This window comes from Tolypothrix tenuis PCC 7101, assembly GCF_963874875.1.
GTDB lineage: Bacteria > Cyanobacteriota > Cyanobacteriia > Cyanobacteriales > Nostocaceae > Aulosira > Aulosira tenue.
Window position 1 is genome coordinate 3297355 of record NZ_CAWNJS010000001.1, and the last position, 14101, is coordinate 3311455.

Annotated in this window: 10 protein-coding genes and 1 pseudogene; 6 read left to right on the plus strand and 5 right to left on the minus strand. The window is 40.4% G+C overall.

What is annotated here, in order from left to right:
• Positions 1-264: 264 nt before the first annotated feature.
• The 4 genes from rlmN to AACU25_RS13455 all read right to left on the minus strand — a co-directional run bounded on the left by rlmN (position 265) and on the right by AACU25_RS13455 (position 7851).
• Positions 265-1359, minus strand: a complete 1095-nt coding sequence (rlmN, locus tag AACU25_RS13440; protein WP_096576391.1) for a dual-specificity RNA methyltransferase RlmN — start codon at positions 1357-1359, stop codon at positions 265-267.
• A gap of 290 nt (positions 1360-1649) precedes the next feature.
• The gene (locus tag AACU25_RS13445; protein WP_199347419.1) at positions 1650-2990 is read right to left on the minus strand and encodes a PAS domain-containing sensor histidine kinase; all 1341 of its coding nucleotides are present in this window, start codon (positions 2988-2990) and stop codon (positions 1650-1652) included.
• On the minus strand, positions 2990-3595 hold the full coding sequence (locus tag AACU25_RS13450) for an isochorismatase family protein (protein ID WP_096576395.1): 606 nt from the start codon (positions 3593-3595) through the stop codon (positions 2990-2992). Before AACU25_RS13450 ends, AACU25_RS13445 begins: the two co-directional genes overlap by 1 nt.
• Before the next feature lie 689 nt (positions 3596-4284).
• Positions 4285-7851: a CHAT domain-containing protein gene (locus tag AACU25_RS13455; RefSeq protein WP_096576397.1), complete on the minus strand. Its 3567-nt coding sequence runs from the start codon at positions 7849-7851 to the stop codon at positions 4285-4287.
• A 141-nt stretch (positions 7852-7992) separates the two neighbouring features.
• Between AACU25_RS13455 and AACU25_RS13460 the strand changes: the two genes are divergently transcribed.
• From AACU25_RS13460 to secA, 4 genes and pseudogenes are all read left to right on the plus strand, one after another.
• A complete protein-coding gene (locus AACU25_RS13460) occupies positions 7993-8541 on the plus strand; it encodes a cytochrome C (RefSeq protein ID WP_096576399.1) in 549 nt (182 codons plus the stop codon).
• A 129-nt stretch (positions 8542-8670) separates the two neighbouring features.
• A complete protein-coding gene (locus AACU25_RS13465) occupies positions 8671-8928 on the plus strand; it encodes a type II toxin-antitoxin system RelN family antitoxin (protein ID WP_096583728.1) in 258 nt (85 codons plus the stop codon).
• Positions 8918-9283: pseudogene (locus AACU25_RS13470) on the plus strand (type II toxin-antitoxin system RelE/ParE family toxin). The gene AACU25_RS13465 and the pseudogene AACU25_RS13470 overlap by 11 nt, the downstream one beginning before the upstream one ends.
• Before the next feature lie 349 nt (positions 9284-9632).
• Positions 9633-12425, plus strand: a complete 2793-nt coding sequence (gene secA, locus AACU25_RS13475) for a preprotein translocase subunit SecA (RefSeq protein WP_096576400.1) — start codon at positions 9633-9635, stop codon at positions 12423-12425.
• Between the two features lie 129 nt (positions 12426-12554).
• Here secA and AACU25_RS13480 read toward each other — a convergent pair whose 3' ends face one another.
• The gene (locus AACU25_RS13480) at positions 12555-13034 is read right to left on the minus strand and encodes a hypothetical protein (protein ID WP_190445899.1); all 480 of its coding nucleotides are present in this window, start codon (positions 13032-13034) and stop codon (positions 12555-12557) included.
• Between the two features lie 280 nt (positions 13035-13314).
• On the opposite strand from AACU25_RS13480, the gene AACU25_RS13485 reads away from it, so the two are divergent.
• Together AACU25_RS13485 and AACU25_RS13490 are read left to right on the plus strand one after the other, a co-directional pair.
• On the plus strand, positions 13315-13542 hold the full coding sequence (locus AACU25_RS13485) for a hypothetical protein (protein ID WP_096576404.1): 228 nt from the start codon (positions 13315-13317) through the stop codon (positions 13540-13542).
• Positions 13532-13921 carry a type II toxin-antitoxin system VapC family toxin gene (locus tag AACU25_RS13490; protein WP_096576406.1) on the plus strand — a complete coding sequence of 130 codons (390 nt, stop codon included), beginning with the start codon at positions 13532-13534 and terminating at the stop codon, positions 13919-13921. The genes AACU25_RS13485 and AACU25_RS13490 overlap by 11 nt, the downstream gene beginning before the upstream one ends.
• Positions 13922-14101: the final 180 nt, after the last annotated feature.

The window sequence follows — 14101 nt, forward strand, 5'->3', positions numbered from 1 at the left end:
GGGAAAAGGTGAAAGGGTAAGGGTTAAAGGTTGTTTCTTGCCCCTTTTCCCCTTCCCCTTTTGCCCTTAACCGACAAGTATTGACACCTGTATACACTTGATTAAGTTTGCATGATTGACACAGTATCGATTCCTGGGTAAGCAAACACGGAAATAGACCATACAAATTGTGGGGTGGTGATTCCAAATAATTACCGCCCCACAATTGCATAAATGTTTGATAATTAGCTTTTATGAGCTTTTAATTCTGGATTTTCTTGGACATCAAGATTTACTGGCTCTCAGTTGTCCACAAGCAGCATCAGCGTCTAAACCGCGAGAATAGCGCACACTAACAGCAATATTTTGTTGCTGAAGGACATTGAGGAAGGCTTGAATGCGATCGCTACTAGGGCGTTTATAATCTACTTCTTGAATGGGATTGTAGGGAATTAAATTAACATGGCTTTGGAAACCCCGCAAGCATTTTGCTAGTTGCAAAGCGTGTTCTGGTAAATCGTTGACACCAGCTAGCAGGATATATTCAAAAGTTACACGACGACCAGTAATTTCCACATATTCCCGGCATTCTGCTAATAAATCTTCTAAAGGATAAGGGCGGGCGCTGGGTATGAGTTGTTCTCGTAGTGCTTGGTTAGGTGCGTGGAGACTCACCGCGAGAGTAATTTGGAGATGGTGTTGGGCTAACTGACGAATGCGATCGCGAATACCCACTGTAGAAACAGTCAGCGATCGCTGTCCAATCCCCACATCTTGATTGAGGGATTTCAGGGCGGCTAAGACATTTTCCGTATTTAACAACGGTTCGCCCAATCCCATGAATACTACATTACTTACCCGTTGCTGAAAATCTTCTTGTACAGTCAACACCTGATCGACAATTTCATGTCGTGCTAAGTTGCGCTTATAGCCGCCTTTCCCAGTAGCGCAGAAATCACACGCCATCGGACAACCCACCTGAGTAGAAACGCAGACTGTTAACCGGGATTTAGAGATTTCTCCCCCTTTCCCAAAACTGGGAATCCCCACAGTCTCGATAATTTGTCCGTCGGAGAGTTGCAGTAGATACTTAACTGTGCCATCCCTGGCTTCCGAGCGGTAATGTATTTTAGAACGTCCAATAGGAATTTCTGCTAAATCCGCACGCCATTGCTTAGAAAAGACAGTGATATCAGCAAGCGATCGCACGCCTTTGTGATAAATCCAATCATGCAACTGCTTACCTCGATAGCCGGGTTGTCCTTGCTGTTGTACCCAAGCAGTTAACTCGGTAACAGACGCACCTAGTAAAGGGGGAATATTTTCTAACTTTTCTGAGTTGGGTGAGTCAACCTGAGATACAAGCGGCGTAGCAGACATAAATTAATCAATCACAAATGGATGCTGAATCTCTATCCTACCGTTTATAGTTCAAATTGGTCATTGGTTAATGGGTAATGGGTAATTGGTAATGGTTCATGATTGATAGGGTGAACACTAATACTTGTCGGTTAAAGGGAAAAAGGGGAATGGGAAAAGGGAAATAAAAGACCTTTAACCTTTAACCTTTTCCCCAAAACCAACTTTGAGTTCAAAACGCTTAATCAAGTAGTATTGGGGTGAACACTACCAAATCTTTCGTTAAAACCCTAAGCTTTACTTCATCCTTTTTACACAATGGGAATTTGGATGCAAAATTCTGTTTCTTTGTTTGGCAAAGAGGTGCAGGTTAATTTACCTTGGTGCATTTCTACCACAATTTGATAGCTAACAAATAAACCAAGTCCAATTCCCTTACCCACAGCTTTGGTTGTAAAGAACGGATCGAAGATTTTCGCCATTACAGATTCAGGTATAGGCAAACCATTGTTTTTAATGCGAATATTCAGCCAAACTTCATCAATGATTTCTGTACTAATCCAAATTGTAGGCATTAACAGTTGAGATTGGTTAATTGCCTCCAGTAAAGCATCAATAGCATTATTGATAATATTCATGAATACTTGATTCATCTGCGCCGGATAGCACTTGATCAGGGGAATTCTGCCATAATCCTTGATAATTTGAATTCCCATCATTCCCGAATTGGTCGTGAGGCGATGACGCAGTAAAGTAATTGTGTGATCGATACCGACATGAATATCAACATTTTTAATTTCTGCTTCATCCAAGCGAGAAAAATTTCGTAACAATAGTACAACTTCTCGAATGCGATCGCTACCTGCTTGCATCGATTGCAATAGCTTCGCTAAGTCTTGTTGAATAAATTCTAAATCAAAATGTTTAATTGCTTCTTGAACATGTAGCGGCGTAACTGGATAAGCTTGCTGGTAAAGTTCTATTATTTGGAATAATGCTTCTGTATACTCTGATGCATAAGAGAGATTGGCATAAATAAAGTTAACTGGATTATTAATTTCGTGAGCAATCCCTGCTACTAATTGTCCCAGACTCGACATTTTTTCAGTTTGTACTAATTGAGCCTGAGTATATTTGAGTTTCTCTAGAGTTAATTTTAATTCATGGTTTGCTTGAATTAGCTCGGTATTGCGTTGTTCTACCCTAGCTTCCAGTTCTTCATTCGTTTGCTTCAGTAATACTTCTGCTTGCTTACGATCATTAATATGGATCAGTGAACCTGAGAATTCAGATTCATCACAAGGTTGAATAGACAGTTCTAGCCACACAATCACACCAGTTTGATGGTGAAAGCGGAGTTCTTGACAGACTTCTACTCCTGTTTGTAGCTTTTCTAAAGTTGCTTGCCATAAGTGCCGATCATTTGCGTCAATGAAATTGCTTAAAGGGCTACCAATGACATCTGCTACTTGATAGCCAAGGGTTTTAGTCCAAGCTTGGTTGAGGAATTTCACATTACCCAAGCGATCGCATTTAAACACAATTTCGCGCAGACTATTCACCAATTCTCGGTAACGCCGTTCCGATTCAGACAATTTCTCCATCAAACTGTACTGAATTTGTGTATGCAATTCATTGTTGAAATCTGACATTATGCTATGGTCAAACGCTGAAGTAATTCGGTGTGGTTGATAGTATCCGCGTACAAAGGGAAGACATGAGTATGATAAAATTCCTGCTCAAACACAGTGCGAGCAGAGGTGCAATCAGACAAAACTATTACCTGATAGCCTTTTTCATGAGCAGAACGACCTGTAGAATCGATACAAATTGAAGTCACCGCACCAGCCAAAACTACATGAGTAATCTCTTTTTCTTGAAGAATCTCTTCTAAATTTGTATTAATAAAAGCATTAAATCCTCGTTTTCCCGGAACTTCGAGAATGTTGCTACGAAATGGTAATAGCTCATCAATCATCTGCGAACCTTTGGAACCAACTTGAAAAGCCCCAACATCTTTAATAGTTTTGAGAATGCCCACAGGTTCAATTAATTCCTGATAGTTCGGCGTAAAAAAAATTGGTGTCGCAATCAATAACACTGGAGTTGCTAGCAAACATCGTACAAGCTCAACAGTGTTTTCTAGTACTTTGGTAGCTCTTGAAGATTCCTCAATTACATTATATAAAATCCCATCAGCAGCAAAGTAGTCATTTTGAAAACCAATCAAAAGCACAGCAGTACGTTGGGGTTGCATTGTATTTATCAGCATTTAGGATATACACACATTTCAGTAAATCGATGACTATAAATCACAACTATATTCAGAATAATAAAGCTTAGGGATAAAAATGAAAACCTATACCCTGATTCCTTTCTCAACTTGATACAGTTTGATTTAATCGTGCCTATTTACCTATATAGTCTTCCCATTTTCAGGGAGTTTATAACGATAAATTGATATACTTTACAGAGCGTCAAAAAGCTGAAATTGCGTCGATGGAGTTAAAGCCAGTCAAACCCAACAAATACAATAAAATTTTGCCTTAGAAAACGACATCCCAGCGACAATTTTATCTATTCTTCCCCGTTCAAGTCAATTTCTAACAATAAGTAATGTACAGCTAATCAACTTGTAGGGTGCGTTAGCAGCGAGAGTACAGCACCTATAAAAAAATACAGTTCAGTTAAAAAATTAATTGATCACAAAACCAAAAAACTAGTTACTCAACAAAAAACACAACAATACTTTTGGAGGGGGTTTGGGGACGCAACCGTCACCCAATCGGGGGTTTGGGGGATTCTCCCCCAATTCTTCTGGTTTCTTGAATAACTGACAAATCAATCGCTAATCAGCTTAACCCAAGCGTATTGACCTATAACAATGCTTTTCGTGCGTTACGCTTTACACCTAACGCACACTACGAAAAATTTCAATTTAATTTCTTACCAGCCATTACCCATCAAAATAAATGGTGCCCAATAATATGGATGTGTAAAGTTAGTAAGATTTCTTTTTGGTGTTATAGGTGCGCCTGGTACTGCTTCCACATTAATTGCACCTCGTTCAACATTGCTGTTTGCAGAATTATTACTACGCAATAAACTCAGTTGGGCTTGGCGTAAAGCTTGGGCTTTTGTTGGGTGGTTATCTTTAGCTAAATTTGCATAAAATTGCTGCATTAGTAAACTAGTGCTAGCATCATCTACCAGCCATAAAGAAGCCATAACAGCCTTCGCACGACGGTTGAGAAAATAAAAGCTGACACCAGGAATTTCTAATCCATCTTTTGCTGTTTCACCTAGTGCCGTTTCACAAGCAGAAAGCACTACCAAATGCACATCACTTAAATCTTCCAAATTATCAATTTTCGGAATCGGTAATTTTTCCCCAGTCCCTAAGACTAAATAAGAATCATCTTGTTTTCCTGGGACAAATACACCATGTGTAGCAATATGTAAAATATTATGGCCTTTCAAATTATCGCGTAAAGTCCGATAATCAAATGCCTGATTTAGATATTCTTGACCAGGATAAATTCCATTTTTATCAGTCGGTTTTTGGCGAATAATTGCATCTAATTCGGCGGGGACATTAGGTAAAGCATTAAATCCGGGTACAGCTTTAGATAAACCTAAGCCTAAAACTTTGGTATTGGCGGTTCCAGCCGGAAGACGCGAATCTGTATCTGTTAAGCCAGCAGAGAGAACTGTAGAAATATTATAGTTTTCTACTAGATATTGCTTACCATCAAATAACGCACTGATAGGTATATAACGTGCCGCACGATCCAAAGAAAATACCAAATTTTCAATTTTATTAGCTTTTAATTCTGGTTCTACTGGTTTAATTAACCAGTCATATAATTGCTTCCCGGTTGCTTTGACTTCATTAATATCAGAACTAGGATTTTGCAGCAATTTACGGAATTTATTGACTGTCTCTCTAATTTTTTGCTCACCTACAGAGACTTCTACACTTTTAACCACACCTCCTTTCGATACCCACAACAACCAAGTTTTATCTTCCACCACAAACACATTCATTAACACTGTTCCTGGTTGCGATTCGACAATTTTCTTACCTATACTTCTCAGGTCTTGGGTATCAAGATTACCTCGGTCTTTCGAGAGGCGATCGCGCACATTTTTCTCTAAATTTTGAATTTTCTGATTAAACTCAGAAATCAAAGCATCTCGTTCATCTGCTAATTTCGTTTTCTCTACACAATTATTCTTTTGACATTCATCAAATTTTTGTCCAAATGCAATCAAACTCCCATAATTTTTAATCAATTTGGCTTCAGTAGGAGTTTGACCCATTGGCTTGGGAAGATTCGCAACTCTGTTATTATTGGTAAATTCGCTTAACTCTTGTACCTTCAACAGTTCTAAAACTTGGCTAGCTTCTAAACTGCGATTTTGAGACAGTAATAAGTTTGCATATTCACGATAGATATCAGCAATATTCGTCCGATCCGCATCTTGCACAGATTGCAGAAAAGATGTTTGTAAGTCTCGTGAAAGCCCCCGATTTTTCTCCCTAACTTTCTCAATATCATTAATTGACTTTTGATAATAAGCAATCGCAGTTGTTTGTTGCTTTAAATCGCGGTAAATTCTTGCTAAACCTGCATATAAAATAGCTCGATTGCCAGAATAGTTTAATTTATCTGCAATAGTATTAGCTTGGTTATATGCATCAATTCCTTGCTGGTATTGTTTCGCCCTTCGATAAAACCCGCCTAGATATACCAGCATTTGCGCTTCTGATTGAGCATCTTGAGCATTTCTCGCTATTTGTACGCTTTTTTGAATGTAGTCTAGGGCTTTTTGGTTATCGTTTAATCCCCCATACCCAATACCTAAAAATAGATTATTCAACATCGAAAATTGTTGTTGGTAATAGGGGATGTTAATCTGAGGTACTAAATTTAACCCTTCTTGCGATGAAGCAATAGTCTTTTGATAGTCTCCTTGAATAAACTGATTAAAAGTCCAATACAACATAGATGTGGCTTCAATTATAGGAATTTGCTTAATCTTGCGAGCAATAGTTAATGCTTCTTGAGATAATTCGCTAGATTTTTGGTAGTTTCCTAAACTGATATAAGTGCTAGATAATGTCAATAAAGGTTTGACCGTCGCAGCCGGATTTTGACTTTTTTTAGCAAGTTCTAAACTTTTAGAAGCAAACTCAATCGTTTTTTGATATTCATCTACATTACTGTAAATCTCCGCGATCGCATTTAAAGCATCTGATTCAATCTCTGGATTTTTGATGTTTTTGGCAATTGTCAAAGCTTGCTCGGCTAATTCCAAAACCTGGCGATGTTCTGCATCAGTTACAGCTAGCGATTTAGAAGCACTAGCTAGAGTTAGTAATCCATTAGCTTCATACTCTAGATTTTTCAGTTCCCGCGATATTTGGATTGCTTGTTGCGCCAAGGGAATAGCTTTATTGTATTCTCCAGAAATATCATGTGATTTTGCTAGTAACCACAAAACACCCATTTCTGATAATTTCTTAAATTCTGCTAATGAATTACTTTGTTGCTGACCAGAAATATTAGCTAGTATTGTCCACTCATCTTCATTGAGATTACGTACAGATGCAAGCAACTGTTCCCCAATCTGGATAATTTTGGGATAGTCAGCTACAGCATCATAGGTTTGAATTAGTTGTACCATTACTGCTAACTGCAGCGTTTTTTGTAGTAATTCTGGTTTAATTGATGCATCGTTAATACCAGATAAACTGATTAATAATTGACTATCATCACTATTAAGTTTATTGGTTTGAAAAAACTCGAGTACCTGCTGCCCAAGTTCAATAGCTTTTTGGTATTGTTTTTGTTCGGTCAATACAGCTATTTGGCTATAAGATTGAAATGCTACTACATATTTAATTACATCGCCAAATTTAGTAGCTAATTGCTGTTGATATTCTTGCACTTTGGCAGTATTACCTTGAGCCTGATAAGCTTCAAACAACTGAATTAAAGACTGCAACTGCAACTCCCGGCTGTTGATATTCTGGGCGATTTGCCAACTCTGGGGTAGAAACTCCAACGCTTGATCATATTTCTTGAGGCTGTTGTATACCACACCTAAATTCAGCAGATTTCTAGCTTCTAAATCTCGGTTATTAATTTGCCTCGCAATTACCAAACTTTTCTCATAAGCAGCAATGGCTTTGCTACTATCTTTTTTGGCAGCATAAACATCACCTAATTTTTGTAGAGTTTGACCTTGTCCCGCCAAATCTTTAATTTGTTGATAAATATTTAATGCTTGTTGTAAAGATTGCAATGCAGCATCTAGCTGTTTAGTATTCGCTTGTTTAATTCCTTGCTGTAACAGCCGATTAGCTTGGGCTTGGCGATTGTTCGCGGTTGTGGATTGGGCTAAAGTATTTTTGAGCGATGGACGGTTATTAGCTGCTGCTGCGATCGGGCAAATTAAAGAAAGTATTAAAGTAAAGACGGTAAGAGATTTAACATGGTATTTCATGGCAATTCCTTAAATAGCAGTAATATAAATTTCGCCCTCAATCATCTATATCTCACAGACAGGGAGAACATATGCAAAAATTTGAGCGTCGAGCCATACAGTGAGATCAGCGCTTAATTTAACTATTGGGGAATGTGAGGAATGTCAAATCTTGTGAAGCGGAAAGTCCGCGATCGCCAATTTAAACGCCGACCTTTGGGTTTACTCTTGGTAGTATTGGCATGGAGTTTAGCTATGGGTTGGCTGTTAGCCTTAGCTAGCAACGTCCAAGGTGCTACCCCGACATCACAAGTGGGTACAGTTGACGTAGTACCTGCACAATACAAACTGGGGCAAGAATTATATGTAGAAAACTGCTCAACTTGTCACATCCCTATACCACCAGAAGTTTTACCCAGTCAAACTTGGAAAAGCCTCCTAGAAGACTCACAGCACTACGGCGCGCAACTACAGCCTTTAATCGATCCACCCCGCGTTTTAGTTTGGCGGTATCTGCAAACTTTTTCCCGTCCGCAACGCAAAGACGAAGAAACACCCTATCGCGTCAACAATTCACGTTATTTCAAAGCGTTGCATCCTAAAGTCAAGCTACAACGTCCTGTACAAATTAATAGCTGTGTTAGCTGTCACCCCAGCGCCGCAGATTTCAATTTCCGTCAGTTGAGTCCAGAAATGGAGAATTCGCCGTGAGGGGATTGGGGAAAAGGCGGATAAATGACTTTTGAGTAAAGACGCGATGAATCGCGTCTCTACAAGGCTTGGCTCTTGGCTGGATTTAGGCGTGTTAGGATCTGCAACAAAAATAAGGTGGCTTGGCAGATGAAAGCGATCGAAGTGACTGGTAAGATTGACGCTCAAGGAAACCTAATTTTAGATGAGCCAATTCAAGGAACAAACTATCCTCATCAGGTGCGGGTAATTGTATTGGTTCCAGAACCAGCAGAACCAGAAGAACTTGACCCTGACGATACACCAGTTGAGGAAATTAAAGCCAGCTTGAGGAGAGCCTTAAAGCAAGCAAAAGCAGGAGAACGTCTACCATTATCCCAAATGTGGGAGGGTATTGATGCCGAATGAACAGCCATCGGTATTTATCGATTTAACTCCTGAATATAAACAAAACTTGCGTAACCTATCTAAAAGATTTCGCAATATTCGCTCTGATGTTCAACCCATTATCGAGGAACTATAACAGGGAAATGTTGTAGGAGACAGGATTAGCGGTCTTGGTGAGGAGTATGTTGTTTACAAGGTGAGAGTTCGCAACAGTAATATTCAAAAGGGTAAAAGTGCTGGATACCGCCTCATCTATCAACTTGAGTCACCCACAAGTATTTTGCTATTAACGATTTATTCCAAATCTGACCAAGAAGACATTGCTGCAAACGAAATCCGCAATATTTTAGCTGATTTTGATAGTGAAGAAGGATGAACGCATGAGGGGGATGAGGGGGATGAGGGGGATGAGGGAGAAAGAACAATTACCAATTACCAATTACCCATTCCCCATTCCCCAACATGGGTGAAATCGCTACTTGAGCATGGTGGGCGTTCTCTGCCTCAGTCAGGGGTGAAATGATACTATGAATAGAGTTCTAACAATAAGATATGAAATAAAACCAATCATTTAGTAAACTGATTGGCCAGCGTTTTTGCTGTTTGTGAGTTAATTCTCATTTCATACCCATCAACAACCAAAATCGCTGGGTTGGGTTAAATTTTTATAATCTATTGCCGAAACTTTAATTCCCATCCCCCTCTATTTAGTGCCATAACCTGCCATGCTAAAAACTTTGTTGGGCGATCCCAACGCTCGTAAACTTAAAAAATACCAACCTTACGTTACGGAAATTAACCTCTTAGAGGAAGATATTAAAGCGCTTTCCGATGAGGAGTTAAAAGGCAAAACAGGCGAGTTTAGACAGCGGCTTGCCAAAGGGGAAACCCTTGATGATATTCTGCCAGAAGCTTTTGCCGTGGTTCGGGAAGCAGGACGGCGAGTTTTAGGCCTGCGGCACTTTGATGTGCAGATGTTGGGTGGTATTATTCTGCACAGTGGGCAAATCGCGGAAATGAAGACTGGGGAAGGTAAAACCCTGGTGGCGACTTTGCCAAGTTATTTAAATGCACTGACTGGTAAAGGTGTACATGTTATTACCGTGAACGATTACCTGGCGCGTCGGGACGCGGAATGGATGGGTCAGGTGCATCGCTTCCTGGGATTGAGTGTAGGTCTAATTCAGGCGAACATGATTCCCAGTGAGCGTCAGAAAAATTATGACTGTGATATTACTTATGTCACTAATAGTGAGATAGGTTTTGATTACCTCCGGGATAATATGGCCACGTCAATGGCAGATGTGGTGCAGCGCCCATTCAATTACTGCGTTATCGACGAAGTAGACTCAATTTTAGTAGATGAAGCGCGGACACCGCTGATTATTTCTGGACAGGTAGAAAGACCTACCGAGAAATATTTACAAGCAGCTGAAATCTCCTTTGCTCTCAAAAAAGATGAGCATTATGAGGTAGATGAAAAAGCGCGGAACGTGCTGTTGACTGATGAAGGCTTTGCGGAAGCCGAAAACCTTTTGGGTGTAACCGATTTATTTGACCCAGAAGACCCTTGGGCGCACTTTGTGTTTAATGCGATTAAAGCCAAAGAACTGTTCCTGAAGGATGTCAACTATATCGTCCGCAATGGCGAAGTAGTGATTGTTGATGAATTTACCGGACGGGTGCTTCCGGGAAGACGTTGGAGTGACGGTCTGCACCAAGCTATTGAAGCCAAAGAACACGTAGAAATTCAGCCAGAAACTCAAACATTAGCAACAATTACCTATCAAAACCTGTTCTTGCTGTATCCCAAACTGGGTGGAATGACTGGAACAGCCAAGACAGAAGAAGCTGAGTTTGAAAAAATCTACAAGCTTGAAGTCACCATTATTCCTACCAACCGGATTAGAAGACGGCAAGATTTGTCTGATATGGTCTTTAAGACAGAACCAGGCAAATGGCAAGCGATCGCCCGCGAATGTGGAGAAATGCACGAACTGGGTAGGCCTGTATTAGTCGGCACCACCAGCGTAGAAAAATCTGAGTATCTCAGCCAACTGCTGAAGCAGATGGAAATCCCCCACGAGTTACTCAACGCAAGACCCGAAAACGTAGAACGGGAAGCGGAAATTGTGGCTCAGGCAGGGCGCAAAGGGGCTGTAACTATCGCCACCAACATGGCTGGTAGAGGTACAGATATCATCCTGGGTGGTAACTCCGAATACATGGCTCGTCTGAAGCTGCGGGAATATTTTATGCCCCGGATTGTGCAGCCAGAAGATGAAGACACCTTTGGCGTACAAAGAGCATCTGGTTTACCAACAGGAAGCGGTGGCGGACAAGGCTTTGTCCCTGGGAAAAAAGTTAAAACCTGGCGCGCTTCTCCAGAAATTTTCCCCACTCAGTTATCCAAAGAAGCCGAACAGCAATTAAAAGAAGCTGTAGATTTGGCAGTGCGGGAATATGGCGATCGCAGTTTACCAGAATTAGAAGCCGAAGAAAAAGTAGCTGTAGCCGCCGAAAAAGCCCCCATTGATGACCCTGTAATTCAAAAATTGCGGGCTGCATACAACCTTGTGAAGCACGAATACGAACAATTCACCCACCGCGAACATGAAGAAGTTGTGGAACTAGGTGGATTGCACGTAATTGGTACAGAACGTCACGAATCCCGGCGGATTGACAACCAATTGCGCGGACGTGCAGGTAGACAAGGTGACCCTGGTTCTACCAGATTCTTCCTCAGTTTAGAAGATAACTTACTGCGGATCTTTGGTGGCGATCGCGTTGCTGGTTTAATGAACGCCTTCAACGTCGAAGAAGATATGCCCATTGAATCCGGAATGCTGACTCGCAGTTTGGAAGGCGCACAGAAAAAAGTCGAAACCTACTACTACGACATCCGGAAGCAGGTATTTGAGTACGACGAAGTGATGAACAACCAACGTCGCGCCATCTACGCCGAACGCCGCCGGGTACTAGAAGGTCAAGACCTGAAAGAACAGGTGATTACCTACGCCGAAAAAACAATGAGCGAAATCGTTGACTATTACATCAACGTCGATTTGCCCTCAGAAGAGTGGGAATTAGAAAAGTTGGTGGATAAAGTCAAGGAATTTGTCTATTTGTTGGGAGATATGCAGCCAAATCAGTTAGAAGATATGGCGGTAGCTGAAATTAAAGCCTTCCTCCACGAACAGGTAAGAATTGCCTACGACCTCAAAGAAGCCCAAATTGACCAAATTCAGCCTGGATTAATGCGCCAAGCTGAACGCTTTTTCATTTTGCAACGCATTGATACCCTGTGGCGGGAACACCTACAACAAATGGATGCACTGCGCGAATCTGTAGGATTGCGTGGTTATGGTCAAAAAGACCCATTAATTGAGTACAAGAGCGAAGGTTATGAACTGTTCTTGGATATGATGGTCAACATCCGCCGAGATGTGGTTTACTCCTTGTTCATGTTCCAGCCACAGCCGCAGCCGGTAGTGCAAACATCATCGGAGATGGTTTAACGCTGAAACAGTCTGTACAATAGCAAATATAAAAGGAATCGCAGTCAAGAAGTCTGAAAAACTTAGACCTCTTGGCTGATTTTTGTATTAAAAGTAAACAGCCTAATCCAATAATTAATTTCTCTTTTGTTACTCTGAAAAAAGAATTAAATCTGCAAATTGTGATATCAGTTTCCCTATCCAGAATCCATCAATTTCAGCCCACCCTTCTTTTAATATAAGCATTCTCTTGTTTGGCAATTGATTTTCATAGGTGAACCTAACTTGATATTTACCAGGCTGACTGTACCAAAAAATCCAAATACCTCCATAAATGGCATTGCCTAGAAACCGTAGATAATTTTCACCGTACCAATCAAATTTAGCATCCATTAAAAAATCAAAACTTTCTCCGGGTATGATTATCGGTATATCTGAATTTTCTACCTCTCTGGTTGCGTTTTTATTTAAAGACCTGTGCATAGCCTGTCCATGAGGATCTAATATTTCAGGCAAAATAAAAGGTAAGTCAAAGCGATAGGGTATTGATGCTTGATTAGTAATACGAACTCCAAATTGAACAGGTATTTCCTCTCTGTATTTAGGAAGAGTTACCATATTTTTAGGCATTATCGTTTCAAAGCAGATTCCATATACTCCCATACAATTGGGATTGTTGTGTTCACAGGATGACATATTAGCTAACCTCTGAGAATAGCTAAATTTTATTCAAACCAAGGAAGCTACAAAGCGTCAGCGGCAATGGCAATTTTAAATGTTGGGAAAGAGGAGTTAATCGACATTGGGTAAATGCAGCTAATTTCTGGTTGTGTGATGCGATCGCAGCACTTATCCAAAGCCAAGGTAACTTCACGTAGAATAAACTTATGATGTTTTGTAGGAAAACAAGATGGATACATCTATCCTCGATCAGGTAATTGAACAACTGAAAGTGATGCCCCAAGACTTACAATCGCAAGTACTTGAGTTTGCACGCTCCTTAGCAAGTTCCAAAATTCAAGGTGTACCCGGTTGGCAATTACTAAGTTTTGCGGGTGCAATACCAGCAGAAGATTTACAGCTAATTAGCGAAGCAATTGAACAAGGCTGTGAGCAAGTGGATACCGATGAGTGGTAGATATTTATTAGACACTAATATCATTATTGCTCTCTTCGCAAATGAAGTAGAGGTTAAAAATAGCCTTGCACAAGCAGATGAAGTATTTATTCCCAGTATTGCAGTGGGTGAGTTATTTTATGGTGCAAGAAAATCAGGGCGAGCAAAAGAAAATTTACAACGTATTGATGAATTTATTGCTAATAATACTGTAATTGAATGTAATACAGAAACGGCCAGATATTATGGTGAGGTGAAACATAAGTTACGTTTCAAAGGTCGTCCCTTACCAGAAAATGATATTTGGATTGCAGCACTCACACTCCAATATAATTTGACCTTAGTAACACGCGATGCTCACTTTCAGGAGGTTGAAAACTTACAGACAATCGCTTGGTGAATATTTCTTAGTTCTGCGGTATTTCAACTTTGATCGCAGCTAGCAACGCCATGTTCTATACAGTTAGATTGCTAAATTTTCTCGTACCCAATCTCAGGACTCTGAATTAATGTTGCCGTCATGGGTAAAGTGGGGTAGCTAGTGAACAATGTCCTTTTATTGATTGTAGTGCTTCCACGC